20 protein-coding genes are annotated in these 25,313 nt (G+C 63.6%); 8 read left to right on the top strand and 12 right to left on the bottom strand.

Annotated elements, in window-relative coordinates; all coding sequences use genetic code 11:
- Positions 1-146 precede the first annotated feature (146 nt).
- Entirely contained in the window at positions 147-2,570 is a 2,424-nt protein-coding gene (locus tag B597_RS35985; protein ID WP_003295575.1) for a penicillin-binding protein 1A, read from the top strand.
- 67 nt (positions 2,571-2,637) lie between these two features.
- Here B597_RS35985 and B597_RS35980 read toward each other — a convergent pair whose 3' ends face one another.
- From B597_RS35980 to rpmE, 3 genes are all read right to left on the bottom strand, one after another.
- Positions 2,638-3,906, bottom strand: coding sequence for a malic enzyme-like NAD(P)-binding protein (locus tag B597_RS35980; RefSeq protein WP_003295574.1), 1,269 nt, complete (start codon positions 3,904-3,906; stop codon positions 2,638-2,640).
- Between the two features lie 164 nt (positions 3,907-4,070).
- On the bottom strand, positions 4,071-4,868 hold the full coding sequence (locus B597_RS35975; RefSeq protein ID WP_024162089.1) for a thermonuclease family protein: 798 nt from the start codon (positions 4,866-4,868) through the stop codon (positions 4,071-4,073).
- 20 nt (positions 4,869-4,888) lie between these two features.
- On the bottom strand, positions 4,889-5,101 hold the full coding sequence (gene rpmE / locus B597_RS35970) for a 50S ribosomal protein L31 (RefSeq protein ID WP_003295571.1): 213 nt from the start codon (positions 5,099-5,101) through the stop codon (positions 4,889-4,891).
- A gap of 197 nt (positions 5,102-5,298) precedes the next feature.
- Here rpmE and B597_RS35965 point away from each other — a divergent pair, with 197 nt between their 5' ends.
- From B597_RS35965 to B597_RS35955, 3 genes are all read left to right on the top strand, one after another.
- Positions 5,299-7,521 carry a primosomal protein N' gene (locus tag B597_RS35965; RefSeq protein ID WP_003295569.1) on the top strand — a complete coding sequence of 741 codons (2,223 nt, stop codon included), beginning with the start codon at positions 5,299-5,301 and terminating at the stop codon, positions 7,519-7,521.
- Between the two features lie 113 nt (positions 7,522-7,634).
- Positions 7,635-9,374 (top strand): arginine--tRNA ligase, encoded by a 1,740-nt coding sequence (gene argS, locus B597_RS35960; protein ID WP_003295567.1) that lies wholly within the window; start codon positions 7,635-7,637, stop codon positions 9,372-9,374.
- A gap of 1 nt (position 9,375) precedes the next feature.
- Positions 9,376-10,038 (top strand): SPOR domain-containing protein, encoded by a 663-nt coding sequence (locus tag B597_RS35955; protein ID WP_003295566.1) that lies wholly within the window; start codon positions 9,376-9,378, stop codon positions 10,036-10,038.
- A 56-nt stretch (positions 10,039-10,094) separates the two neighbouring features.
- Here the strand turns inward: B597_RS35955 and B597_RS35950 are convergent, their stop codons facing one another.
- The 4 genes from B597_RS35950 to trxA form a co-directional block, all read right to left on the bottom strand.
- Positions 10,095-11,066, bottom strand: a complete 972-nt coding sequence (locus tag B597_RS35950; RefSeq protein WP_003295565.1) for a CDP-6-deoxy-delta-3,4-glucoseen reductase — start codon at positions 11,064-11,066, stop codon at positions 10,095-10,097.
- Between the two features lie 74 nt (positions 11,067-11,140).
- Positions 11,141-12,607, bottom strand: coding sequence for a 4-hydroxy-3-polyprenylbenzoate decarboxylase (gene ubiD, locus B597_RS35945; RefSeq protein WP_003295564.1), 1,467 nt, complete (start codon positions 12,605-12,607; stop codon positions 11,141-11,143).
- A gap of 121 nt (positions 12,608-12,728) precedes the next feature.
- Positions 12,729-13,988 (bottom strand): transcription termination factor Rho, encoded by a 1,260-nt coding sequence (rho, locus tag B597_RS35940; protein WP_003295563.1) that lies wholly within the window; start codon positions 13,986-13,988, stop codon positions 12,729-12,731.
- A 231-nt stretch (positions 13,989-14,219) separates the two neighbouring features.
- The gene (gene trxA / locus B597_RS35935) at positions 14,220-14,546 is read right to left on the bottom strand and encodes a thioredoxin TrxA (protein WP_003283463.1); all 327 of its coding nucleotides are present in this window, start codon (positions 14,544-14,546) and stop codon (positions 14,220-14,222) included.
- Positions 14,547-14,729: 183 nt separating this feature from the next.
- On the opposite strand from trxA, the gene ppx reads away from it, so the two are divergent.
- The gene (ppx, locus tag B597_RS35930; protein ID WP_003295562.1) at positions 14,730-16,232 is read left to right on the top strand and encodes an exopolyphosphatase; all 1,503 of its coding nucleotides are present in this window, start codon (positions 14,730-14,732) and stop codon (positions 16,230-16,232) included.
- Between the two features lie 114 nt (positions 16,233-16,346).
- On the opposite strand, the gene ppk1 is transcribed toward ppx, so the two are convergent.
- Together ppk1 and hemB are read right to left on the bottom strand one after the other, a co-directional pair.
- Positions 16,347-18,557 (bottom strand): polyphosphate kinase 1, encoded by a 2,211-nt coding sequence (gene ppk1 / locus B597_RS35925; protein WP_003295560.1) that lies wholly within the window; start codon positions 18,555-18,557, stop codon positions 16,347-16,349.
- A gap of 20 nt (positions 18,558-18,577) precedes the next feature.
- Positions 18,578-19,591 carry a porphobilinogen synthase gene (gene hemB / locus B597_RS35920; RefSeq protein WP_003295559.1) on the bottom strand — a complete coding sequence of 338 codons (1,014 nt, stop codon included), beginning with the start codon at positions 19,589-19,591 and terminating at the stop codon, positions 18,578-18,580.
- 315 nt (positions 19,592-19,906) lie between these two features.
- On the opposite strand from hemB, the gene elbB reads away from it, so the two are divergent.
- The 3 genes from elbB (at position 19,907) to B597_RS35905 (ending at position 23,420) form a co-directional block, all read left to right on the top strand.
- Positions 19,907-20,572 (top strand): isoprenoid biosynthesis glyoxalase ElbB, encoded by a 666-nt coding sequence (elbB, locus tag B597_RS35915; RefSeq protein WP_003295558.1) that lies wholly within the window; start codon positions 19,907-19,909, stop codon positions 20,570-20,572.
- 138 nt (positions 20,573-20,710) lie between these two features.
- Positions 20,711-21,178 carry a thioesterase family protein gene (locus B597_RS35910; RefSeq protein ID WP_003295556.1) on the top strand — a complete coding sequence of 156 codons (468 nt, stop codon included), beginning with the start codon at positions 20,711-20,713 and terminating at the stop codon, positions 21,176-21,178.
- A gap of 112 nt (positions 21,179-21,290) precedes the next feature.
- A complete protein-coding gene (locus B597_RS35905) occupies positions 21,291-23,420 on the top strand; it encodes a putative bifunctional diguanylate cyclase/phosphodiesterase (RefSeq protein ID WP_003295555.1) in 2,130 nt (709 codons plus the stop codon).
- Here the strand turns inward: B597_RS35905 and B597_RS35900 are convergent.
- From B597_RS35900 to B597_RS35890, 3 genes are read right to left on the bottom strand one after another with little or no spacing between them, the layout of a single operon-like run.
- On the bottom strand, positions 23,395-23,850 hold the full coding sequence (locus B597_RS35900) for a YaiI/YqxD family protein (RefSeq protein WP_024162088.1): 456 nt from the start codon (positions 23,848-23,850) through the stop codon (positions 23,395-23,397). The genes B597_RS35905 and B597_RS35900 overlap by 26 nt on opposite strands.
- Positions 23,851-23,864: 14 nt before the next feature.
- Complete coding sequence (locus B597_RS35895) at positions 23,865-24,497, bottom strand: LysE family transporter (protein ID WP_003295552.1); 633 nt, start codon at positions 24,495-24,497, stop codon at positions 23,865-23,867.
- Positions 24,498-24,548: 51 nt separating this feature from the next.
- The gene (locus B597_RS35890; RefSeq protein WP_003295549.1) at positions 24,549-25,307 is read right to left on the bottom strand and encodes a TerC family protein; all 759 of its coding nucleotides are present in this window, start codon (positions 25,305-25,307) and stop codon (positions 24,549-24,551) included.
- Positions 25,308-25,313: the final 6 nt, after the last annotated feature.

The raw sequence follows: 25,313 nt of genomic DNA, 5'->3' as shown, positions 1-25,313 counted from the left end.
TTAATTATGTTTATCCACATTAGATAACAGCCTTGACAGAAGCGCAAATGGCTACCCGGCAAAAAAAGCGCATATAATGTGAACGGTTTTCCCTTTCAGCATCGCCGCCTCTCCCCCTCCTAAAATTCCGGACTCCAAGACCCCCGATGCGTTTTCTGAAATTTCTTCTCTGGTCGTGCTTCGCAGTCTTTTGCGCGCTGTTGCTCAGCATCAGCGGCGCGTTTCTCTATCTCAGCCCCAACCTTCCCTCGGTCGACTCCCTGCGCAGCATACAGCTACAGATTCCGCTGCGCGTCTATAGCGCTGACGAAAAGCTGATCGCCGAATTCGGCGAAATGCGCCGCTCACCAATCCGCTTCGATGACATTCCCAAGGAGTTCATCCACGCCCTGTTGGCTGCCGAGGACGATAATTTCGCCAATCATTATGGCGTCGACATAACAGGCCTGATGCGCGCTGCCACGCAATTATTGAAAAGCGGTCAGATTCAGACCGGCGGCAGCACCATCACCATGCAGGTGGCCAAGAACTACTTCCTCACCAGCGAGCGGAGTTTTTCACGCAAGATCAACGAGATACTTCTGGCCCTGCAGATCGAACGCGAACTCAGCAAGAACGAGATCCTCGAGCTTTACGTCAACAAGATTTATCTGGGCAATCGCGCCTACGGCATCGAAGCCGCCGCGCAGGTCTACTATGGCAAGCCCATCTCGGAGTTGAACATCGCTCAACTCGCGATGATCGCCGGGCTGCCCAAGGCACCGTCCGCTTTCAACCCACTGGTCAATCCTGCCCGCAGCAAGGAGCGGCGCGACTGGATACTTGGGCGCATGTACAAGCTTGGCTCGCTGGATGAAGCCGGGTATCAGCAGGCGCTGGCTGAGCCCGAGAACGCCCGCTACCACGGCGCAGCCCCGGAGCTGGACGCTTCCTATATTGCCGAGATGGCTCGAGCCGAAATGGTCGGTCGCTACGGCAGCGCAGCATATACCGATGGCTTCCGGGTACACACCACGGTCTCAAGCGAGCGGCAGGTCGCTGCCAATGCCGCACTCGACAGCGGCCTTATCGAATACGACCAGCGTCACGGCTATCGCGGACCAGAAGCGCGCCTGGCCGGCCAGCCACGCGAGAGCTGGACTCAGGAACTGAACAAGCGCAGGACGCTTTCGGGGCTGCATCCAGCCGTGGTGACGCGAGTGGAGAACAGCGGCATTCTGGTGCTCACCCGTGACGGCAAGGAGCACCCGGTTGCCTGGGACAGCATGAAGTGGGCCCGCCCCTTCCTTGGCACAAACAGCATGGGCCCGAGGCCGCAGCGTCCGGCCGACGTAGCGAAAGTCGGCGACCTTGTCCGCATTCGCTGGCAGGACGACACGGTATTGTTCAGCCAGGTGCCGCAGGCCCAGGCAGCCCTCGTTTCACTCGACCCCCTGGATGGCTCGATCGAAGCACTGGCGGGAGGCTTCTCCTTCGGGCAGAGCAATTACAACCGGGCCATTCAAGCCAAGCGCCAACCCGGCTCCAGCTTCAAACCCTTCATCTACAGTGCCGCACTGGACTCAGGCTATACCGCGGCCAGCCTCGTCAATGACTCCCCTATCGTCTTTGTCGAAGAAGGCATGGACCGCATCTGGCGCCCCAAGAACGACAACAATACGTTCCTCGGCCCGATCCGCATGCGCGAAGCGCTATACAAATCCAGAAACCTGGTTTCGATTCGCCTGCTGCAAACGATGGGCATCGACCCTACCATCGACTACATCAGCCGCTTCGGCTTCAACCCGCAGGACCTGCCGCGCAACCTGTCGCTCGCCCTGGGCACCGCGACATTGACTCCGATGGAGATAGCCACCGGCTGGACCACCTTCGCCAATGGCGGCTACAAGATCGAACCGTACCTGATCCAGCGAATAGAAGACCGGGAGGGCGAACTGCTTTTCGAGGCCAACCCGGCGCGGGTGCCGCCGCCACACCAGGCGCAGGATTCCGAAGTCCAGATCAGCGCCGCACCGGAACACCATGGCCGCCTGGACGAAGAGGTGGACGCCCAGCCGCGCATTGCCGAGCGGGTACTCGACGAACGCACGGCCTACATAATGACCAGCATGCTGCAAGACGTCATCAAGCGCGGGACGGGACGCCGTGCACTGGCCATGGGCCGTGACGACATAGCAGGCAAGACCGGGACCACCAACGACTCCATCGACAGCTGGTTTTCCGGCTATAACGCCGATATCGTGACGACCGTTTGGGCCGGCTTCGACCAGCCGCAGAGCCTGGGACGCAACGAATACGGCGGCACGGTCGCCCTGCCGATCTGGATGAGCTACATGGGCGCGGTACTCAAGGATATGCCGGAGCATCCGCCGGCAGAGCCGGATGGCTTGCTCAAGCTACTCGTCGACCCTGTCAGCGGACGGGCCGCGACACCGGGAACACCTGACGCCTACTTCGAAGTATTCAAGAGCGAGGATTCGCCACCACCGATGGGTGAATTCGATCCGGGCTACCAAGCGCCCGGCAGCCCCTTGCCGGCCGACGAGGCGGCACCGCTGGACCTGTTCTGATCACGGCAGACTTGCCTTCCGGCAACAAAAAACCCCGCCTTGGCGGGGTTTTTTGTTTTCAGGCGGATCAGCCGCTGAAGACGTCGTTCACCGACTGCAACGGGTAGTGCGACGGGTAGGGCAGCGTAGCTACACCGCTTTCGATCGCTGCCTTGGCCACCGCATCCGACACCAGGGTGATCAGGCGCGGGTCCATTGGCTTCGGAATGATGTACTCACGACCGAACTCCAGGCTGTCCACCCCGTATGCGGCAGCCACTTCGGCCGGCACCGGCAGCTTGGCGAGGTCCCGCAGGGCCAGCGCGGCGGCAATCTTCATCTCTTCGTTGATGCGCTTGGCACGAACATCCAGCGCGCCGCGGAAGATGAACGGGAAGCCGAGCACGTTGTTGACCTGGTTCGGGTAGTCGGAACGACCGGTGGCCATGATGACGTCCGAACGGGTCGACTGCGCAAGCTCCGGGCTGATCTCTGGATCGGGGTTGGAGCAGGCGAAGACCACCGGGTTTGCCGCCATGCGCTTGAGGCCTTCCGGGCTCAGCAGATTGGCGCCGGAAAGACCGACGAAGACGTCGGCGCCGTCCAGGGCATCATCCAGGGTGCGCTTGTCGGTCTCGTGAGCGAACACGGCCTTGTACTGGTTCAGATCATCGCGACCGGCATGGATCACGCCCTTGCGATCGATCATGAAGATGTTTTCGATCTTCGCACCCATGCTGACCAGCAGCTTCATGCACGAAGTCGCTGCAGCGCCCGCACCGAGGCAGACGATCTTGGCCTGCTCGAGGGTCTTGCCGGCAATTTCGAGCGCATTGAGCATGCCTGCTGCGGTAACGATCGCAGTACCATGCTGATCGTCATGGAAAACCGGGATGTCGCACTGTTCGATCAGCGCGCGCTCGATTTCGAAGCATTCCGGCGCCTTGATATCTTCGAGGTTGATACCGCCGAAGGTGATCGAGATGCGCTTGACGGTATCGATGAAGGCCTGCGGGCTTTCGGCATCGACTTCGATGTCGAATACGTCGACGCCGGCGAAGCGCTTGAACAGCACGCCCTTGCCTTCCATCACTGGCTTGGATGCCAGAGGGCCGAGGTTACCCAGGCCGAGAATAGCGGTGCCATCGGAGATCACCGCCACCAGGTTGCCCTTGCCGGTGTAGCGGTAAGCCAGCTCCGCATCGCGAGCGATCTCGCGAACCGGCTCGGCTACGCCCGGGCTGTAGGCCAGGGACAGATCACGAGCAGTAGCGGTTGGCTTGGTGAGCTCTACGCTCAACTTCCCCGGGCGGGGCTGGGCATGGTATTCGAGAGCGGCAGTTTTCAGGTCAGTCATGTGGCATTTCCGCTTATTTTACTGGGACAGACAGACGGCCGAGCATACGCCAAGAATGCGCGCACTCACAAGCCAGTCGGCAAGCGGACTGTCAAGCCTGGGCCGATACGACTTTTCGGGTAGACCGCGCGCCCGGCGCCCAAGAGTCCGGCACCAGCGCCGGTTCAGGGCGTCACGGTGAGCATCGCCGGGTGCGTAACCTGCAGCATCCAGCGTGCTTGCGCCCGCGATGTGGAGCGACTACGCCGATCGAGAACCCAGCCCCGGAGCTCGATCTTCTGCCCGACCAGCGCTGGCAACGCCTGCAGATCGAACGCATCCAATGCCTGCGGCGGAATACGCGCCACCAGCGGACCCTCAAGCTCCAGCCAGTAGCCCCCGCGATTGCGCTCGACCCGCTCGACCCTGCCCTCGATGATTGCGAAACCGCCCTGTGTCAGCGCCTGCGCAGCCCGCACCCCAGGCTTGCGCCAGACACCCAGGCCACGCTGCCGGGCATCCTGCTCGGCCCGCTGGTGACAGGCGACCAGGGCGGTGTTCGGCGCCACAGCGACCATGAAGCCAAGACCTTCGGCGAGCAGCATGGCCTCGAAATTTCGACCCTGCTCATCGTAGGCATGGGCCAGGGTGCGACCATAGCGATCCTGCGCCTCGCGCCCGGCGACCAGCCCGACCCGGCCGCCGGCAGCCCTCAGCAGCGCCTGCAGGCGCCGGTGCGCTGCTTCGGCGAACGCTTCGGACCTGCGGCCTTTGCGCCCGAGCTCCGGCGCATTGATGCCAATCAGGCGAACACTGCGCCCGTCAGCCAGCCGCAGGGTGTCGCCATCGACCACATGCGCCACATCCAGCATCGGCAACTGCCCAGGTGCAGGGCAAAAGGCGAGCGCCTGGAGACTGCATAAGGCTGAAACGAAAAAGGCGCCCACAAGGGACGCCTTTTTCATGTACCCGGAAAACCTCATGGGATTCCCGCAACGCCAGCTTACTTGGCGCCGAACACACCGAAACGCTGCTTGAAGCGGTCGATACGGCCGCCGGTATCCAGTACCTTCTGCTTGCCGGTGTAGAACGGGTGGCACTCGGAGCACACGTCGAGGCTCAGGTTCTTGGCCAGCGTGGAGCGGGTCTTGATGACGTTGCCGCAGCTGCAGGTGGCTTCGATTTCGACGTAGTTGGGATGGATATCGGCTTTCATGATGAATCCTCTAGGATTGCGTGCCGCCACCCGACCCTATGTCGAGTACCGCACGAAGTAGGGCGCGAATGATACCAGAGCGCTAGGGTGATGCAAGCTCGGGCGACCGCGTCGTGCGGCTTGCAGCTCCTGCGCTTACAACCGGCGCCGAACGGTATGATCGTTTACCATCGGCGCTTACTGCCAAGGATCATCGCGTGTCTTCCAGCATCCTCCGCCTGGCGCTGCCCTCGCCCCTGCGTCGCCTGTTCGACTACCTGCCGCCGGCCGGCATCCCCCTGAGTGCATTGCAGCCGGGTATGCGCCTGCGTGTTCCGTTCGGGCGGCGTGAAATAGTCGGCATTCTGGTGGAGATGACCGACCAGAGCGAAGTGCCGCTCGAGAAACTCAAACCGGCACTCGAACTGCTGGACGCCAGGCCGCCGCTGCCGGCGCCATTGTTCAAACTCTGCCTGTGGACCGCGCAGTACTATCAGCACAGCCTCGGTGACACCCTGAGCTGGGCGTTGCCGGTGCTGCTGCGCCAGGGCGAACCGGCCGAAGCCCGGCAGGAACGCTATTGGAGGTTGACCGAAGGTGCGCACCCGGACGATCCGCGACTGGCGCGCGCACCCCGGCAGCGCGAAGCGCTCAAGGCCATCGCGCAGCACGCACACGGACTGCCGCACGCACTGATAGGCAAGCTGCAACTGAGCAGGGACAGCCTCGAGCCACTGCTGAAAAAGGGGCTGGTACGCATCGAAACGCGGCGCAGCAGCCTACCCCGCCAGCACAGCGGCAGCTGGCTGCTGCAAGCGGAGCTCACCTTGAACACGCAACAGCGAGCCGCCTTCGAAGCCATTTGCGCGGGCCTCGGCGGCTTCCAGGCATTCCTGCTTGCTGGCGTTACCGGCAGCGGCAAGACCGAAGTCTATCTGCAGCTGATCCACCGGGTGCTCGAAGCCGGCAGGCAGGCCCTGGTGCTGATCCCGGAGATCAACCTCGGGCCCCAGACCCTCGCTCGCTTCGCGCAGCGCTTCAACGCGCGAATCGCGTTGCTGCACTCCAACGTCAATGATCGGGATCGACTCGATGCCTGGCTCGCCGCCCGCGACGGTGAGGCGGACATCATCATCGGCACTCGCTCGGCGCTGTTCACGCCGATGAAGAATCCTGGCCTGATCATCATCGACGAGGAACACGACGCCTCCTATAAACAGCAGGAAGGGCTGCGCTACCACGCTCGCGATCTGGCCCTGCTGCGCGCCAGGCAGGAAAACCTGCCGATCGTGCTCGGCTCCGCCACGCCTTCGCTGGAAAGCCTGCACAACGCCCACAGCGGCCGCTATGCGCTGCTCAAGCTGACGCAGCGCGCCGGCAATGCCCAGCCGCCGCGTTTCCTGCGCCTGGACGTGAAAAGCCGTCCGCTGGACGCCGGTATTTCAGGCCCGCTGCAGCAGGCCATCGGGCAGACCCTCGCGGCCGGCCAGCAGGTCCTGGTCTACCTCAACCGTCGCGGCTTCGCACCCACCCTGCTCTGTCACGACTGCGGCTGGCTCAGCCAGTGTCCGCGCTGTGATGCGCGCATGACCCTGCACCAACGCCACAACGAACTGCGCTGCCACCACTGCGGGCACGTCGAACGACCACCACGCAACTGCCCGGACTGCGCCAAGGTGGACCTGCGGCCGGTCGGCGCCGGAACCGAGCGCGCCGAGGAACGCCTCGGCATTCTCTTTCCCGACTATCCGGTGCTGCGCATCGATCGCGACAGCACCGCGCGCAAGGGTGCGATGGAGCAGATGATCGGCACCATCAACCGCGGCGAGCCCTGCGTGCTGGTGGGCACGCAAATGCTTGCCAAGGGCCACCATTTTCCACGCGTCACGCTGGTGGCGATTCTCGATGCGGACGGCGGGCTGTTTTCCGCCGACTTCCGTGCCAGCGAGCGCATGGCCCAGCTCATCGTCCAGGTCGCCGGCCGGGCAGGCCGCGCGGAGGAACCCGGCAAGGTGATCATCCAGACCCACCTGGCCGACCACCCACTGCTGGTACAGCTGACCGAACAGGGTTACTTCGCCTTCGCCGAACAGGCGCTATCCGAACGCCGCGCAGCCGGCCTGCCGCCCTTCAGGCATCTGGCGCTCTTGCGCGCCGAAGCGCAGAAACCCGGCCAGGCCGAGGCCTTTCTCGACAGCGCCTGCAGCCATGCCGAGCAGCTGCTCGAGCAACTGCAACTCAACGGCGTCGAGCTGCTCGGTCCGGTTCCCGCGCCGATGGAACGGCGTGCCGGCCGTTATCGGGCCCAACTGCTGCTGCAGGGCAATGCCCGGGCTGTGTTGCACCGACTGATGGGCGCCTGGGTCCCGCTGCTCGAACAACTGCCCGGAGGTCGCGCCGTGCGCTGGAGCCTGGATGTCGATCCGATCGACCTGTTCTGATCGCCCGCTCGAAACCCGGACTTTTGCCGCCCGGCGCGCACGCACCTTGAAGCGATACCCATCGCACCGCGATAATGCCGGGTTTTCGCGCACACTTGCGGACTGAGCCGACCATGAAAGACAGCATTCGCCACCTGATCCAGCAAGCCCTTGTCCGCCTGACCGCCGAAGGCGTCCTGCCTGAAGGGCTGACCCCTGCGATCCAGGTGGAAAACACCAGGGACAAGAGCCACGGGGATTTCGCCAGCAACATCGCCATGATGCTGGCCAAACCGGCCGGACTGAAGCCGCGCGACCTGGCCGAGAAGCTGATCGCCGCGCTGCCGCAGGACGCGCAGATCAGCAAGGTGGAAATCGCCGGGCCAGGCTTCCTGAATTTCTTCCAGAACAGCGACGCACTGGCCGAGCGCCTCGAAACGGCTTTGGCCGATCCACAGCTGGCTGTGCGCAAGGCTACGGCCGCCCAGCGCGTGGTGATCGACCTGTCATCGCCGAACCTGGCGAAAGAGATGCATGTCGGCCACCTGCGCTCGACCATCATCGGTGACGCCGTCGGTCGTGTGCTCGAGTACCTCGGCGACGAGGTGATCCGGCAGAACCACGTCGGCGACTGGGGCACCCAGTTCGGCATGCTGCTGGCCTACCTCGAGGAAAAGCCGGCCGCTGCGGAAAGCGAGCTTTCCGACCTCGAACAGTTCTATCGTGCCGCGAAGCAGCGCTTCGACGAGTCCGCCGAGTTCGCCGACCGCGCCCGCGAGCTGGTCGTCAAGCTACAGGCCGGCGACAGCCAGTGCCTGAACCTCTGGAATCGCTTCAACGACATCTCGCTGTCGCACTGCCAGAAGCTCTACGACCGCCTCAACGTCAGGCTGACTCCCGCTGACGTCAAGGGCGAAAGTGCCTATAACGCTGAACTCCCGGGGATCGTCGACGCCCTGCGCAGCCAGGGATTGCTGACCGAGGACAACGGCGCCCAGTGCGTCTTCCTCGACGAATTCAAGAATGCCGAAGGCAATCCGCTCCCGGTGATCGTGCAGAAGGCCGGCGGCGGCTATCTCTACGCAACCACCGATCTGGCGGCCATGCGCTACCGCAGCCAGGTCCTGCATGCCGATCGCGCGCTGTATTTCGTCGATCAGCGTCAGGCCCTGCACTTCCAGATGGCTTTCGAAGTGGCGCGCCGCGCCGGCTTCGTCCACGAGGGCATGCAACTCGAGCACATGGGCTTCGGCACCATGAACGGCGCCGACGGTCGTCCGTTCAAGACCCGCGATGGTGGCACCGTGAAGCTGATCGATCTGCTCGACGAAGCCGAACAGCGCGCCTATGCCCTGGTCAAGGGCAAGAACCCGGAACTCGATGAGGCCGAACTGCGCCAGATTGCACGGGCCGTGGGCATCAGCGCCGTCAAATATGCCGACCTGTCCAAGCACCGCACCAGCGACTACCGCTTCAACTTCGAGCTGATGCTGAGCTTCGAAGGCAATACCGCGCCGTACCTGCTGTATGCCTACACCCGCGTGGCCAGCGTGTTCCGCAAGCTCGGCAAAGGCATCGACGAGATCGGCGGACACATCCAGCTCGAGGCCGAGCAGGAACTGGCTCTGGCAGCCAGGCTTGCCCAGTTCGGCGAAGTGCTGAACAACGTCGGCGAGAAAGGCGAGCCACACCTGTTGTGCACCTACCTGTACGACCTGGCCGGGCTGTTCTCCAGCTTCTACGAGCATTGCCCGATCCTCGCCGCCGAACAGGAGGAGCAGAAGCAGAGCCGCCTGCGCCTGGCCGCCCTGACCGGCAGGACACTCAAGCAGGGCCTGGAATTGCTCGGCCTGGAAACACTGGAGCGCATGTAAGGTGGCCGCCAGGAAGAAAGCCGCGCCCAAGCGGGGCGCCAGCCGCTACCAGGCACCGGCCAGGCAGGCCGTGCCGGGCTGGATCTGGCTGGTATGCGGCCTGGTGATCGGCGGCTTCATCATGTTCCTGATGAGCCTCGAGCCGGGTGGCGACGAGATCAAACGCAGCAAGGACACCCCGAAGACGGCCGCAAAGGAACAGCCCACACGGACCCAGAGCGTCGAACAACCGCCAAAGCCCAAATACGACTTCTATACGCTGCTGCCCGAATCCGAAGTGATTTTGCCGCCGGAGGTCCAGCAGCCGGAGCCACCCGCGCCGGTAACCCCGGAGGAAGCGGCAAAGCTCGATGAAGCGCGCGCACAGGCAGCGCTCAACGGCCAGGAGCCGCCACCACCGCCCAGCGTGGCCAAGGCGCCGGTCACCCAGTTCTTCCTGCAGGCAGGCTCGTTCCGCCAGCAGGCGGAGGCCGATCGGGTACGTGCGCAGATCATCCTGCTGGGTCAGGACGTGCGCGTGGAAGGCGTCAAGGTCCGTGACGAGCCCTGGTATCGCGTGCTGGTCGGGCCGTTCAGCAGCCGCGAACAACTGAACGCAGCGCAAAAGACCCTGTCCGCTGGTGGTTACAAGAACCTGTTGCTGCAACAGCGCCAGGCACACTGAACGAAAAACGCCGGGTCGACAGCCCGGCGTTTTTTATTTTGCCGCAGTACGGCGAGTCAGCTTTCGCGCGGCGCGTAGGCGAACACGTCGGCACGCATCTGATGCGCGTCCATGCCCGCCTCCACCAGCGCATCCAGCGTGCCATAGACCATCGACGGCGAGCCGCTGGCGTAGATATGCAGCGGCTTGAGATCGCTGAAATCCTCGCGGATTGCCTCGTGCAGCATGCCACAACGCCCCTCCCAGCCACAGAGGTCGCTGACCACACGGTGCAGATGCAGATTACTCATGCCCTGCCACTCGTCCCAGTGTGGCAGCTGGTAGAAGTCTTCCGGCCGGCGCACGCCCCAGTACAGGTGAACCGGATGCGGGAAACCCGCGGCACGGCAGTACTCGATCAGACTGTGCATCTGCGCCATGCCGGTGCCGGCAGCCACCAGCACCAGCGGGCCATCCGGCAGCTCGGCGAGATGCGTATCGCCGAACGGCATCTGGATTCGCGCAAAGCCCTGGCGCCGCAGGAAGGCCAGCAGCTCGATGGCGGACTCCTCGCGGGCCAGCACGTGCAACTCAAGCTCTCGTCCGCTGCCGGGTGCCGAGGCGAGGGAAAAGGCCGACCACTCGCCATCCCCACGCTGCAGCAGCAGGTACTGACCGGCGTGGTAACGCGGCTGCCTACCGGCAGGCAGGCGCAGGCGCAGGCGTACCACATCGCCCCCGACGTCCTCATAGCTGCTCAGCTGGCAGCTCAGCTCGCGCACCGGCAGTTCGCCGGGCGCCAGCACGCCATCCCAGAGCACTACGCAATCTTCCAGCGGCTCGGCCAGACAGGCCAGCAACTCGCCGTGATCACGCACCTCGCCGTCCTGACGGACACGCCCCTCGACCAGCAGCGAGGCACAGATATGGCAATTGCCGTTGCGACAGCTCTGCGGGCATTCGTAGCCCAACCGTCTGGCCGCATCGAGGAGTTTTTCGCCGGGCCATACATCGAGTACGGCACCGGAAGGCTGCAAGGTTACTTTCATGTGCACGTCGCTATCAGTGAACGGGAAGACCCGCCAAGGCTTCGGGCGGGCTCGGGCCTGCCTCTTCGGTTATGTCAGTCGATACCCAGCTGTGACCAGAGCTCATCGACCCGCTGCTTCACCGCAGGGTCCTGAACGATGGCGCGCCCCCACTCTCGACTGGTTTCGCCCGGCCACTTGTGGGTGGCATCCAGGCCCATCTTCGAACCCAGCCCGGAGATCGGCGAAGCGAAGTCGAGGTAATCGATCGGCGTGTTGTCGATCATCACCGTATCGCGCTTGGGGTCCATGCGCGTGGTAATGGCCCAGATCACATCGTTCCAGTCACGCGCATTGATGTCGTCGTCGGTGACGATGACGAACTTGGTGTACATGAACTGGCGCAGGAAGCTCCACACGCCGAGCATCACCCGCTTGGCATGGCCGGGGTACTGCTTCTTCATGGTCACCACCGCCATGCGGTAGGAACAGCCTTCCGGAGGCAGGTAGAAGTCGACGATTTCCGGGAACTGCTTCTGCAGGATCGGTACGAACACCTCGTTCAGTGCCACGCCGAGAATCGCCGGCTCGTCCGGCGGCCGGCCGGTGTAGGTACTGTGGTAGATCGGATTCCTGCGCTGGGTGATGCGCTCTACGGTGAACACCGGAAAACGGTCCACCTCGTTGTAATAGCCGGTATGGTCGCCATAGGGCCCTTCGTCGGCCATCTCGCCGGGATAAATATGCCCTTCGAGGACGATCTCGGCGTACGCCGGCACCTGCAGGTCGGAGCCGATCGCCTTGACCAGTTCGGTGCGCGATCCGCGCAGCAGGCCGGCGAAGGCGTATTCGGACAGCGTATCGGGCACAGGCGTGACGGCACCGAGAATCGTCGCCGGATCGGCGCCCAGCGCCACGGCGACCGGGTACGGACGATCCGGATATTTCTCGCACCACTCGCGGAAATCCAGCGCACCGCCGCGATGACTGAGCCAGCGCATGATGACCTTGTTGCGACCGATCACCTGCTGACGGTAGATACCGAGGTTCTGCCGCTCCTTGTTCGGTCCCCGGGTAATGGTAAGCCCCCAGGTGATCAGCGGCGCCGCGTCACCCGGCCAGCAATGCTGCACCGGGATCTTCGCCAGATCGACGTCGTCACCCTCGAGGATCACTTCTTGGCAGGGCGCATCCCTGAGCACCTTGGGCGCCATGCTGATGACCTTCTTGTAGATCGGCAGCTTGCTCCAGGCGTCCTTCAACCCCTTGGGCGGCTCCGGCTCCTTGAGGAAGGCCAGCAGCTTGCCGATCTCGCGCAGCTCGCTGACGTCCTCGGCGCCCATGCCGAGGGCGACCCGTTGCGGCGTGCCGAACAGATTGCCGAGTACCGGCATGTCGAAGCCGGCCGGGTTCTCGAAAAGCAGCGCCGGGCCCTGCTTGCGCAGGGTGCGGTCGCAGATCTCGGTCATTTCCAGTACGGGAGAAACAGCAGCCGTGACGCGCTTGAGCTCACCGCGTTTTTCCAGGCCGCTGATAAAGTCGCGCAGATCGCGATACTGCATGCTTGAGCCTCGCATGGGCCGGCAGGTCGGGGCGCAAAGTTTAGCCCCAGCGCCGTGTTTTCCAAACCTGCAGACAGACGAAGGCCGGGTTTCCCCGGCCTTGCTGGCAACGACGAGTTGCTTACTTGCGCTTCATGGACATGAAGAATTCGTCGTTGGTCTTGGTGTCCTTGAGCTTGTCGAGGAGGAACTCGATGGCGGCGATCTCGTCCATCGGATGCAGCAGCTTGCGCAGAATCCAGATGCGCTGCAGCTCGTCCTCGGCGGTCAGCAACTCTTCGCGGCGGGTGCCGGAGCGGTTGATGTTGATGGCCGGGAACACGCGCTTCTCGGCGATGCGGCGATCCAGTTGCAGCTCCAGGTTGCCGGTGCCCTTGAATTCCTCGTAGATCACCTCGTCCATCTTCGAGCCGGTTTCCACCAACGCGGTGGCGAGAATGGTCAGCGAGCCACCCTCCTCGATGTTGCGCGCGGCGCCGAAGAAGCGCTTGGGCTTCTCCAGGGCATGGGCGTCGACACCACCGGTGAGTACCTTGCCGGAGCTCGGGATCACGGTGTTGTAGGCCCGTGCCAGACGGGTGATGGAGTCCAGCAGGATGACCACGTCCTTCTTGTGCTCGACCAGGCGCTTGGCCTTCTCGATCACCATTTCGGCGACCTGCACGTGGCGGGTCGGCGGCTCGTCGAAGGTGGAGGCGACCACTTCGCCGCGCACGGTGCGCTGCATCTCGGTCACTTCTTCCGGGCGCTCGTCGATCAGCAGGACGATCAGATGACACTCGGGGTTGTTGCGGGTGATGTTGCTGGCGATGTTCTGCAGCATGATGGTCTTGCCCGCTTTCGGCGGAGCGACGATCAGGCCGCGCTGGCCTTTGCCGATTGGTGCGCAGAGGTCGATCACGCGGCCGGTCAGGTCTTCGGTGGAACCGTTGCCGGCTTCCATCTTCAGGCGCTGATTGGCGAACAGCGGCGTCAGGTTCTCGAAGAGAATCTTGTTCTTCGCGTTCTCCGGTCGATCGTAATTGATCGAGTCGACCTTGAGCAGGGCGAAGTAGCGCTCACCTTCCTTCGGCGGACGGATCTTGCCGATGATGGTGTCACCGGTGCGCAGGTTGAAGCGGCGGATCTGGCTGGGCGAGACGTAGATATCGTCCGGGCCGGCCAGATAGGAAGAGTCCGCGGAGCGCAAGAAGCCGAAGCCGTCCTGGAGAATCTCCAGCACGCCATCACCGGAGATTTCCTCGCCGCTTTTCGCGTGCTTCTTGAGCAGGGAGAAAATCACGTCCTGCTTGCGCGAACGGGCCATGTTGTCGATGCCCATCTGTTCGGCCATTTCCAGCAGTTCGGTGATGGGCTTTTGCTTGAGTTCAGTCAGATTCATAGAAAGAGATCAGGAAGGATGTAGAAAGCGATTAGCTTGAGAAGCCGCGCAGCAGGAGACGAACGGATTCGTTGTGCTTTATGAGGCTGAAGTGCGTCGGCGACGGCATGCAGAGGGCGACGGAAGAAAGCGTCGCGAGGCCGAATGTAGCACCGTGCAGGCGAAGCGTCCACCCTGCCGATAAAAAAACCCTCGCATCTGCGAGGGTTTTGCAAACGAACGTCGTCGTTCTCAGATGTTGCTGTCGAGGAAGGCAGCCAGTTGCGACTTGGACAGCGCACCGACCTTGGTGGCCTCGACGTTGCCGTTCTTGAACAGCATCAGCGTCGGGATACCGCGCACGCCATACTTCGGCGGCGTTTCCTGGTTCTCGTCGATGTTGAGCTTGCAAACCTTCAGACGGCCTTCGTAGTCCTTGGCAATCTCGTCGAGTACCGGCGCGATCATTTTGCAGGGGCCACACCACTCAGCCCAGTAGTCGACCAACACGGGACCGTCGGCCTGGAGGACGTCCTGCTCGAAACTGCTGTCACTGACATTATTGATGTATTCGCTCATGGAATTTCTCCAGGGTCGGAACGGAAAGGCCGCCATCATAGCCCTACTGGGAACAGACCGAAAGCCGCAGACCCGCCAGGGGACGACGAGCGCCCGCTCTTGGCGGCATGGTGCGGCGACGTCTGCGTTGGCGGATGGGGACGATCATGTCAGGATGTCGGGGTTTTGCATCGAGACTGCCCAATGCGCCAGAACACCACTGAGACTTTTCCCATGATCGCCGCCCTGGATCTGGGCTCGAACAGCTTTCACATGGTGCTTGCTCGCACCAGCAATGGCGAGGTGCGGATCCTCGAACGGCTCGGCGAAAAGGTTCAGCTGGCCGCCGGCATCGACGAGAACCGGCTGCTCGACGAGGCGGCGATGCAGCGCGGACTCGACTGTCTGCGACGCTTCGCCCAGCTGGTCAATCACCTGCCCCAGGGTGCGGTGCGCATCGTCGGTACCAATGCCCTGCGCGAAGCGCGCAATCGCGCCACCTTCATCCGCCGCGCCGAAGAAATCGTCAATCACCAGGTCGAAGTCATCTCGGGCCGGGAAGAGGCGCGCCTGATCTATCTGGGTGTGTCGCACACCATCCCGGCCAGCCAAGGCCGCCGCCTGGTCGCCGACATCGGCGGCGGCAGCACCGAATTCATCATTGGCGAAGGCTTCGAGTCACAACTGCGCGAAAGCCTGCAGATGGGTTGCGTGAGCTACACCCAGCGGTTCTTCCGCGACGGCAAGATCAGCCCGGCGCGCTACGCCCAGGCCTACACCGCGGCGCGGGTCGAGCTGATGGGTATCGAGCATGGCCTGCGCCGACTCGGCTGGCAGGAATCCATCGGTGCTTCCGGCACCATCCGTGCCGTGGGACTGGCCATCAAGAGTGGCGGATTCAGCAATGGCGAGGTCACAGCCGAAGGCCTCGGCTGGCTCAAGCGCAAGCTGTTCAAGCTCGGCGACGTGGAGAAGATCGACATCGATGGCGTCAAGCCGGATCGCCGCGGGGTGTTTCCTGCGGGCCTGGCGATTCTCGAGGCGATCTTCGACGCGCTCGAGATCGGCAGCATGGCCCACTCCGAAGGCGCGTTGCGCGAAGGTGTGCTGTACGACCTGCTGGGCCGCCATCACGACGAGGATATCCGTGACCGCTCGCTGAGCTTCCTGATGGAGCGCTACCACGTCGACATGGAACAGGCTGCACGCGTCGAAGCAAAGGCGCTGGAGGCGTTCGACCAGGTCGCCGAAGCCTGGAATCTCGATCAGGACTGGCACCGCGAGCTGCTCGCCTGGGCCGCGCGGGTGCACGAGGTGGGCCTGGACATCGCCCATTACCACTACCACAAGCACGGCGCCTATCTGATCGAGCACTCCGATCTGCCCGGCTTTTCGCGCCAGGATCAGCTCATGCTGGCACTGCTGGTGCGCGGCCATCGGCGCAACATTCCGCAGGAAAAATTCGGCGAGATCGGTGCCGACGCCGATGCACTGGTTCGCCTGTGTATCCTGTTGCGCTTCGCCATCCTGTTCCATCACATCCGCGGCGCCAACGCCGTTTCCGAGGTGCAGCTGAAGGCCGCCGAACGCAGCCTAGAGCTGATCTTCCCGGCCGGCTGGCTCGACGCCAACCCGCTGACTCGGGCCGACTTCGAAGCCGAAGCGGCCTGGCTGGCACGGATCGGCTACGAACTGCGGATGAAATGAAACAAGGGCCCGTTAGGGCCCTTGTCGATTCAGGTGTCCAGTCTTCGCCTCATGGGCCGGAACGGTGCGCCCGTCCCGCCATAGCCGGAAACGAAACGCCGACGGCTGCTTGACTCAGCGCGCCCCCACCTGCGGCCCGGTGAGGCGCTCCAGCAACGTGCTCTGCACATTGCGCGCATTCTGGTTGCCGGTGGGGCTGTTGCGCAGGTAACTGCCGTCAGACTGCAGGATCCAGCTCTGGGTGTTGTCGCTGAGGAAGCCCTCCAGCTCCTTCTTCACCCGCATCAGCAGTTTCCTGCCCTCCACGGGGAAACAGGTTTCCACCCGCCGATCGAGGTTGCGCTCCATCCAGTCGGCACTGGAAAGATAGAGTTTCTCGTCGCCATCATTCTGGAAGTAGAACGCCCGACTGTGCTCGAGGAAGCGACCGATGATCGAGCGCACGTGGATGTTGTGCGACACCCCGGCGATGCCCGGCCGCAGGCAGCACATGCCACGCACGATGAGATCGACGCGCACGCCAGTCTGGCTGGCCTTGTACAGCGCCTTGATCATCTTCGGATCGGTCAGCGCGTTGATCTTGAGGATGATATGCGCCGGCCGCCCCTCCGCCGCGTGCTGGGTTTCCAGGGCGATCAGGTCGAGCAAGGTCTTCTTCAGGGTGAAGGGCGCGTGCAGCAGCTTCTTCATGCGCATGGTCTTGCCCATGCCGATCAGCTGACTGAACAGCTTGGAGACGTCTTCGCACAGTGCGTCGTCGGAAGTCAGCAGGCTGTAGTCGGTGTACAGCCTCGCATTGGCCGCGTGGTAGTTGCCGGTGCCCAGATGCGCGTAACGGCATAGCTCGCCGTTCTCGCGACGCAGGATCAGCATCATCTTGGCGTGGGTCTTGTAGCCGACCACACCGTAGATCACCACCGCACCAGCCTGCTGCAGGCGGCTGGCGAGCTGCAGGTTGGATTCCTCATCGAAGCGGGCGCGCAATTCGATCACCGCAGTGACCTCCTTGCCGCTGCGTGCAGCATCGACCAGCGCATCGACGATCTCGGAGTTGGCCCCCGAGCGGTACAGCGTCTGCTTGATCGCCAGCACGCAAGGATCCTTGGCCGCCTCGCGCAGCAGATCGACCACCGGCGTGAAGGATTCGAAGGGGTGCAGCAGGAGGATGTCTTGCTTGTTGATCACACTGAAGATCTTGTCGCTGTTCTGCAGCAGCTTGGGGATCGACGGCGTGAACGGGTTGTATTGCAGCTCCGGATGGCTGTCCAGGCCGGTGATGCTGAACAGCCGGGTCAGGTTGACCGGGCCGTTGACGCGGTACATTTCGCTCTCGCCGAGACTGAACTGCTTGAGCAGGAAGTCGGCCAGGTGCTGCGGGCAGGTGTCGGCCACCTCCAGGCGCACCGCATCACCGTAACGCCGGGAGATCAGCTCGCCACGCAGCGCGCGGGCCAGATCCTCGACGTCCTCGGTGTCCACCGAGAGGTCGGCGTTGCGGGTAAGGCGGAACTGGTAGCAGCCCTTGACCCGCATGCCGTGGAACAGGTCGTCGGCGTGGGCATGGATCATCGAGGAGAGGAAGACGAAGTTGTCGCCAGGCCCACCGACCGACTCCGGTACGCGAATGACTCGCGGCAGCAGGCGTGGCGCCGGGATGATCGCCAGACCGGAATCGCGCCCGAAGGCGTCGACGCCTTCCAGCTCGACGATGAAGTTCAGGCTCTTGTTCACCAGCAGCGGGAACGGGTGCGTGGGGTCCAGCCCGATCGGCGTGACGATCGGCGCGATCTCGTCACGGAAGTAGCGGCGCACCCAGGTCTTGAGCTTGGCCGTCCAGTGCCGGCGGCGGATGAAACGAATCTGATGTTCGGCCAGGGCCGGCAGCAGCACATCGTTGAGGATCGCGTACTGCCGGCCGACCTGCTCGTGCACCAGTTCGGAGATGCGCGCCAGCGCCTGATGCGGCTGCAGGCCATCGGCACCGGCCTGCTCGCGCGCGAAGGTCACGCGCTTTTTCAGGCCGGCGACGCGGATCTCGAAGAACTCGTCGAGGTTGCTGGAAAAGATCAGCAGGAACTTCAGCCGCTCCAGCAGCGGGTAGGACTCATCCAACGCCTGCTCCAGCACGCGGATGTTGAACTGCAGCTGCGAAAGCTCGCGATGGATATACAGCGCGCTGTCATCCAGATTCAGTACCGGCGCGACCGGCACCTCCTCGACGAGTTCCGGCGGCGCAGGCGGCGCCACCTCCGGCAGCGCCTGCTCCAGCGCCTCGCTGACGATGGCGTCCTGCAGTTCCTTTTCGCTGAGTCCCTGGTTGATCATCGACTTGCCTCAGAAAGGGCTCACTGGCCCCGCTTCAATTGTTGTGCCGCCTGTTTGGCGAAGTAAGTGAGGATGCCATCGGCCCCCGCACGCTTGAAGCCGACCAAAGATTCAAGGATCACGGCCTCGCTCAGCCAGCCGTTCTGGATGGCCGCCATGTGCATGGCGTACTCGCCACTGACCTGGTAGACGAAGGTTGGCGCCTTGAAGGCATCCTTGACGCGCCAGACGATGTCCAGGTACGGCATACCCGGCTTGACCATCACCATGTCCGCGCCTTCGGCCAGATCGGCCGCGACCTCATGCAGCGCCTCGTCGGCGTTGGCCGGGTCCATCTGATAGGTGTTCTTGTTGCTCTTGCCGAGATTGGCCGCCGAGCCCACCGCGTCGCGGAACGGGCCGTAATAGGCGCTGGCGTATTTTGCCGAGTAGGCCATGATGCGCACGTTGTGGTGTTCGGCGACTTCCAGCGCCTCGCGGATCGCCTGGATGCGGCCGTCCATCATGTCCGATGGCGCGACCACCTGGGCACCGGCCTCAGCATGGGACAGCGCCTGCCTGACCAGCGCATCGACCGTTACGTCGTTCTGCACGTAACCGTTTTCATCGAGGATGCCGTCCTGACCGTGCGTGGTGAACGGGTCGAGCGCGACATCGGTGATGATCCCCAGCTCGGGGAAGCGCGCGCGCAGCGCGCGAGTGGCACGCTGGGCGATGCCGTCGGGATTCCAGGCTTCGGCCGCATCGAGGGATTTCTTCTCCAGCGGTGTCACCGGGAACAGCGCCAGCGCCGGAATGCCCAGTGCCACCAGTTCCTCGGCCTCTTCCAGCAGCAAGTCGATGGACAGCCGCTCCACGCCCGGCATCGATGGCACCGGCTCGCGGCGGTTTTCGCCGTCCAGCACGAACACCGGCAGGATCAGGTCATCGACGGTCAGCACATTTTCGCGCACCAGGCGGCGGGAAAAATCGTCGCGACGGTTGCGACGCAGACGAGTGGCGGGGAACAGCCGGCTGGCAGGAACGAAACTCACAACGAACTCCTGGCCCGTAGTACGGGCGAATGTGACGTTTATAGGCCCGCCGCATGACGAAATGATGACAGCGCCAGCATGCGGGCCTCCGAAACCGGCCCCATTGTCGCCAGCCCTGCCGGCAACTGCCAGTGCTTTGAGCAACTCTCTCGCCCGTCGCAAACCTGCATGGCAGACCTGCGGCGATGAACAACGGCGCGTCACGGCGATCCAACCAATCGAAGCGGGGCTTACTTGAAACCGCTCTGGGTATTAGCATCGCACGCATCCGCCGTGCCCGTTGCAGGGCCGCTGAACTTGACCAGGAGCATCGCTATGAACAAGAAGGTCGCCGTGATCCTTTCCGGCTGTGGCGTCTACGACGGCTCGGAAATCTATGAAAGCGTGATCACCCTGCTACGCCTGGATCAGCGCGGGGCCAAGGTGCAGTGCTTCGCACCGAACATCCCGCAGATGCACGTCATCAACCACCTGACCGGCGACGAGATGCCGGAGTCGCGCAATGTGCTGACCGAATCGGCACGCCTGGCCCGCGGCGAGATCAAGGATTTGCGCGAAGCTCGCGCCGAAGATTTCGATGCGCTGATCATTCCCGGCGGTTTCGGCGCCGCGAAGAACCTGTCTTCATTCGCCACCGAGGGTGCCGACAGCAAGGCATTGCCGGATGTGATCAGCCTGGCCCAGGCCTTCAGCAAGGCCGGCAAGCCAGTCGGCATGATGTGCATCGCGCCGACCATGGCAGCACAGATCTTCGGCCCCGGCGTACTCTGCACGCTGGGCAGCGACGAAGCCGATGCAGCCAAGGCAGTTGCCCAGATGGGCGCCAAGCACCAGGCCTGCGAAGTCAGCGATATCGTCGTCGACAAGCAGCACCGGCTGGTGACCACTCCGGCCTACATGCTGGCACAGTCGATCAGCGAAGCCGCTTCGGGTATCTACAAGCTGGTCGACCAGGTGCTAGAGATGACCACCGAAGGCTGACCTGCGGACGTGGAGTCCCGGGCAGCCCCGGGATTCTCTGCGCGGAACTCGCCAAAGCCGCGGGCGCTCGTGCCGCGGCTCTGGCCAGTTCGACAAACCTCGGGCAGCTTGCTGGAACCTCCACAGGAAGGCTGACCGATGAACGATGAAGATGCAGTGCTGGCCGAGCAGGCCCAGGCAGTGCGCCAGATGTTCGAGCGCATCCCCTTCAACCAGGCCCTGGGCATCGAACTGGACGAGGTGTCGACCTCACGGGTGGTGATGCACCTGCCGATGAAGCCGGAGCTGGTGGGCAACTTCGTCCACGGCATCCTGCACGGTGGCGTTATCGCCTCGTTGCTCGACGTCGCCGGTGGCGCGATGGCGATGCTCGGCGCCTTCGACAAGCATCGCCACCTGACCGCCCAGGAGCGGGCGGTACGGCTGTCCCGCCTGGGCACCATCGATCTGCGCATCGACTACCTGCGTCCCGGCCGCGGCACCTGCTTCAGCGCCAGTGCAATGCTGCTGCGTTCGGGCAACAAGGTCGCCGTGGTGCGCTCGGAACTGCACAACGAATCGGACACCCTCATCGCGGTCGGCACCGGCACTTACCTTTGCGGCTGATCGGCCGATAGAAGATTGGCGGGCCGAGCGAGCTCTCGTACACTCCCGCTTAAATGGCGAAATGCCACTATCTTCAACGAGGCAGGATGCCTCGACCAGCGAGTGCCAACGCGTGTTCCAACTGTTGTTTTCCGAACCTCCCGCCGATCAGGTTGCACTGGGTCACAGCCACGACCCGCTGCTGGTCATTCTTTCCTATCTGGTTGCCAGTGCCGCCGCATTCACCGCGCTGGCACTCGCCAAACGAGTCAGCCGCAGCAGCAGCCCCCGCAGCCGTGAACTATGGCGCTGGGTAGGTGCACTGACGCTGGGCGGCGGCATCTGGTCGATGCATTTCATCGGCATGCTGGCCCTGCGGGCGCCACTGGAGATCAGCTACGACCCAGGCATTACCCTGTTCTCGCTAGTGATTGCCGTCGCCGTGTCATATGTGGTGATGCACCTGCTCGGGCGCGATCGCCTGAGCGTGGCGCAGTATGCGGTAGCCGGCACCGCAGCCGGCATCGGCATCGCCGCGATGCACTACACCGGCATGGCCGCGATCCGCTCGGTAGCCACGCTCTACTACGCACCACTGGCCTTTGGCGTATCGGTCCTGATCGCCATTGGCGCGTCGATCGCCGCCCTGGTGCTGGGTTTTCACTTTCGCGCCAGCCAGAGCCGCCATCAGCGCTGGCAACGCCTGCTCTGCAGCCTGGTGATGGGGGTGGCGATCGTTGCCATGCATTACACGGGCATGCATGCGCTGACCCTCGCAGTCCCGGCTGCCATGGTCGAGCACGCCACCCCCATCGGCAGCCATGGCAGTCATGGCGCCCTGGCATCGGCAATCGGCCTGGTGACACTGCTGGTGATCGTCACCGGGATCGTCGCCAGTTGGGCCGAGCAGCGCTTCAGCGAGCAGCGCCAGGCACTCGACCAAGCCGCACACCAGCTTAATGCGATGACCCACTACGACCCGCTGACCAACCTGTTCAACGGTCGCGCCTTCACCGAGACGGTGTCCCAGATCCTCGCGGCGCGAGCAGAAGGTCAGGCCCTGGCCGTGCTGGTGGTCGATCTGGACAACTTCAAGCGCATCAACGACAGCCTGGGCCACCGCAGCGGCGACCTGACGCTGCAGCAGGTGGCGCATCGAATCCGCGCGGTACTCGGCCAGCACGACATGCTGGCGCGCTTCTCGGGCGACGAATTCTGCGTCTTGACCCTCGGCCATTGGGAACATGCACAAGCGCTGGCCCACCGGATCCTCGAGCAGTTGCGTCCGCCCTTCGTGCTGGGCGAAACCCAGCTGCGTCTGACCGCCAGCATCGGCATCAGCCTGTACCCCGAGGACGGGCTGAGCTTCGACACGCTGTTCCGCAACGCCGGGCTGGCTGTCGGCCAGTGCAAAGCCAGCGGGCGCAACCGCAGCCTGCGCTTCAACCCCGCGCTGGAGCTGCGCGCCCAGGAAGACCTGTCGCTGGAACAGGACTTGCGCCGAGCCTTGAACGAGAACCTGCTCAGCGTGCATTACCAGCCCATCGTCGATGGTCGCAGCGGCCAGCCGGTAAGCCTCGAAGCACTGGTGCGCTGGCAGCATCCGCAGCAAGGTTTCATCAGTCCGGAGCGCTTCGTCGGGCTGGCCGAACAGCACGGTTTCGTCGCCGAACTGGACGCCTGGGTGGCACGCCGCGCCTGCGCCGATCTCGCCACGTTGCTCGCCGAAGGCCATGATCTGCGCGTGGCCGTCAACTGCTCGGCACTCAACCTGTCCAACCCGCACATGCCCGAGGTGGTCGCCCGGATCATCGAGCGCACCGGCCTGGACCCGGCGCGGCTGACCGTGGAAGTCACCGAGAATGCGCTGATGAACAGCCTTGGCGCAGCGGTACGCACGCTGGACGCCGTGCGTGAACTCGGGGTGAAGGTGTCCATCGATGACTTCGGCAGCGGCTATTCCTCACTTGCCTACCTGAGCAAGCTGCCGGTGGACACGCTGAAGGTCGACCGTGCGTTCGTCCAGGAAATTGCCGAACAGGCCAACGACCGCGCCATCACCGCGGCAATCATCGCCATGGCGCACAAACTGGGCCTGAAGGTGGTGGCCGAAGGCGTGGAGGAAGAGGTCCAGCTCGCCTACCTGCGCGAGAACGGCTGCGACTTCATTCAGGGGTACTACTACAGCCGGCCGCTTGCCTTGCCTGCGCTGCGCGACTGGCTGGCCGCTCGGCAGCTCAGTGCGGCCGAGACAGACGCGTAAGCAGACGGTCCAGCGCATTGGCGAAGGCCTGACGATCACGCTCGCCGTAGGCACCCTGGCCACCGCCCACCTGGCCCTGGTCACGCAAATCGGTGAACAGGTTGCGGACCGCCAGGCGCTCGCCCATGTTGCGCTCATCGAACTCGCGTCCCCGCGGGTCGAGTGCAGCGATGCCCTTCTTTACCAGCCGATCGGCCAGCGGCACGTCACTGCAGATCACCAGGTCGCCGGGCTCGGCGTGTTCGACCAGGTAGTCGTCGGCTGCATCCGGCCCGCTCGGCACCACGATCAGCCGGACGCAGGCGAACGCCGGCTTGACCTGGCTCTGCCCGGCCACCAGCAGCACCTCGAACTTGCGCTTGAGGGCGAACCTGATGACCTGATCCTTGGCGGCACGCGGGCAGGCATCGGCGTCGATCCACACGCGCAGGGCAGCCGGCACGCTCATGCGGCAGCACGCCGGACAGTCGCCAGCAGCGCCGCGGCACCGGCGAACATGACAGCGAAACTGCGATTGACCTGGCGCTGCTGGCGCGGCGTGCGCAGCAGGCGCAACACCTTGGCGGCAAGACCGGTGTAGCCGGCCATGACCACCAGATCGACCGCCACCATGGTCGCGGCCATCTCGCTATATTGCAGCAGCAACGGCCGCTGCGGGTCGAGGAACTGCGGCAGTACGGCGAGGATGAAGACGATCGCCTTGGGATTGCTGGCATTGACCAGAAAGCCGCGCAACACCAGGCTGAGCGGCCTGCCGATGGGTCGCGGCGCCGCCGAATCGTTCAGCGTCTGCGGTTGCGCCTGCCATTGCTTCCAGGCCAGCCACAGCAGGTAGCCGACACCGAACCACTTGATCAGGCCAAACGCCAGTTCCGAGGTAGCCAGCACGGCCCCGACGCCTGCGGCGACCACGGCAATCTGCAGCACCAACGCCAGTTGCAGGCCGATGGCGTTCCAGTAGCCGCGCCAGAAGCCGTACTGCAAGCCGCAGGACATCGAAGCGATGGCGCCGGCGCCCGGCGACAGGCTGATCACCCAACAGGCGACGAAGAAAGCGAGCCAGGTTTCCAGTGACATCGTGAAGCCCTCCGTTCAGGCGGTTGCGCCGGCCACGGCCGGCGCTTCGGTTCAGTCCGGCGAGCCCTTGCCCAGCTTCACCGGCTCCTTGAGCTTGCGCTTCATGGCCTTGCGCATGCGAATGTTCAACGCCTCGACACCCAGCGAGAAGGCCATCGCGAAGTAGACGTAGCCCTTGGGCACATGAACGCCGAAGGCTTCGGCGATCAGCAGCGTGCCGACGACGATGAGGAACGACAGGGCAAGAATCTTCAGCGTCGGATGCTTCTCGATGAAGTCGCTGATGGTTCCGGCGGCCAGCATCATCACCAGCACGGCGATGACGATCGCAGCGACCATTACCGGAACGTTCTGCACCAGGCCGACCGCGGTGATCACCGAATCCAGCGAGAAGATGATGTCGATCACGGCAATCTGCAGGATCACGCTCAGGAAGCCGGCCTTGACCGCACCGCCGCCATCCTGATGTTCCTCCTCGCCCTCGACGCTGTGCCAGATCTCCAGCGTGCTCTTGAACAGCAGGAACAGGCCGCCGAAGAACAGGATCAGATCGCGCCCGGAAACGCCTTCGCCCCAGACCGTGAACAGATCGTTGGTCAACCGCATGACCCAGGCGATCGACAGCAGCAGCAGGATGCGCGTGCCCATCGCCAGCGCCAGCCCGAAGAACCGCGCCTTGGGTTGCTGTTCCTTGGGCAGCCGGCTGACCAGGATGGAGATGAAGATGATGTTGTCGATGCCCAGAACGATTTCAAGGGCAGTCAGGGTCAGAAAAGCGACCCAGATTTCAGGGTTGCTGAGCCATTCCATAGTGGT

The organism is Stutzerimonas stutzeri KOS6 (assembly GCF_000307775.2).
Taxonomy (GTDB): Bacteria; Pseudomonadota; Gammaproteobacteria; order Pseudomonadales; family Pseudomonadaceae; genus Stutzerimonas; species Stutzerimonas stutzeri_B.
This window is presented reverse-complemented; position numbering and strand designations above follow the sequence as displayed.

What these genes read in the sequence shown, in the direction of transcription:
- elbB (WP_003295558.1), top strand. Translation starts at nt 19,907, where the DNA reads ATGAACAAGAAGGTCGCCGTGATCCTTTCCGGCTGTGGCGTCTACGAC.
- ubiD (WP_003295564.1), bottom strand. Translation starts at nt 12,607, where the DNA reads ATGCAGTATCGCGATCTGCGCGACTTTATCAGCGGCCTGGAAAAACGC.
- rho (WP_003295563.1), bottom strand. Translation starts at nt 13,988, where the DNA reads ATGAATCTGACTGAACTCAAGCAAAAGCCCATCACCGAACTGCTGGAA.
- B597_RS35895 (WP_003295552.1), bottom strand. Translation starts at nt 24,497, where the DNA reads ATGTCACTGGAAACCTGGCTCGCTTTCTTCGTCGCCTGTTGGGTGATC.
- B597_RS35890 (WP_003295549.1), bottom strand. Translation starts at nt 25,307, where the DNA reads ATGGAATGGCTCAGCAACCCTGAAATCTGGGTCGCTTTTCTGACCCTG.
- argS (WP_003295567.1), top strand. Translation starts at nt 7,635, where the DNA reads ATGAAAGACAGCATTCGCCACCTGATCCAGCAAGCCCTTGTCCGCCTG.
- B597_RS35980 (WP_003295574.1), bottom strand. Translation starts at nt 3,906, where the DNA reads ATGACTGACCTGAAAACTGCCGCTCTCGAATACCATGCCCAGCCCCGC.
- ppx (WP_003295562.1), top strand. Translation starts at nt 14,730, where the DNA reads ATGCGCCAGAACACCACTGAGACTTTTCCCATGATCGCCGCCCTGGAT.
- B597_RS35950 (WP_003295565.1), bottom strand. Translation starts at nt 11,066, where the DNA reads ATGAAAGTAACCTTGCAGCCTTCCGGTGCCGTACTCGATGTATGGCCC.
- B597_RS35975 (WP_024162089.1), bottom strand. Translation starts at nt 4,868, where the DNA reads ATGAGGTTTTCCGGGTACATGAAAAAGGCGTCCCTTGTGGGCGCCTTT.
- B597_RS35985 (WP_003295575.1), top strand. Translation starts at nt 147, where the DNA reads ATGCGTTTTCTGAAATTTCTTCTCTGGTCGTGCTTCGCAGTCTTTTGC.
- ppk1 (WP_003295560.1), bottom strand. Translation starts at nt 18,557, where the DNA reads ATGATCAACCAGGGACTCAGCGAAAAGGAACTGCAGGACGCCATCGTC.
- B597_RS35910 (WP_003295556.1), top strand. Translation starts at nt 20,711, where the DNA reads ATGAACGATGAAGATGCAGTGCTGGCCGAGCAGGCCCAGGCAGTGCGC.
- trxA (WP_003283463.1), bottom strand. Translation starts at nt 14,546, where the DNA reads ATGAGCGAATACATCAATAATGTCAGTGACAGCAGTTTCGAGCAGGAC.
- rpmE (WP_003295571.1), bottom strand. Translation starts at nt 5,101, where the DNA reads ATGAAAGCCGATATCCATCCCAACTACGTCGAAATCGAAGCCACCTGC.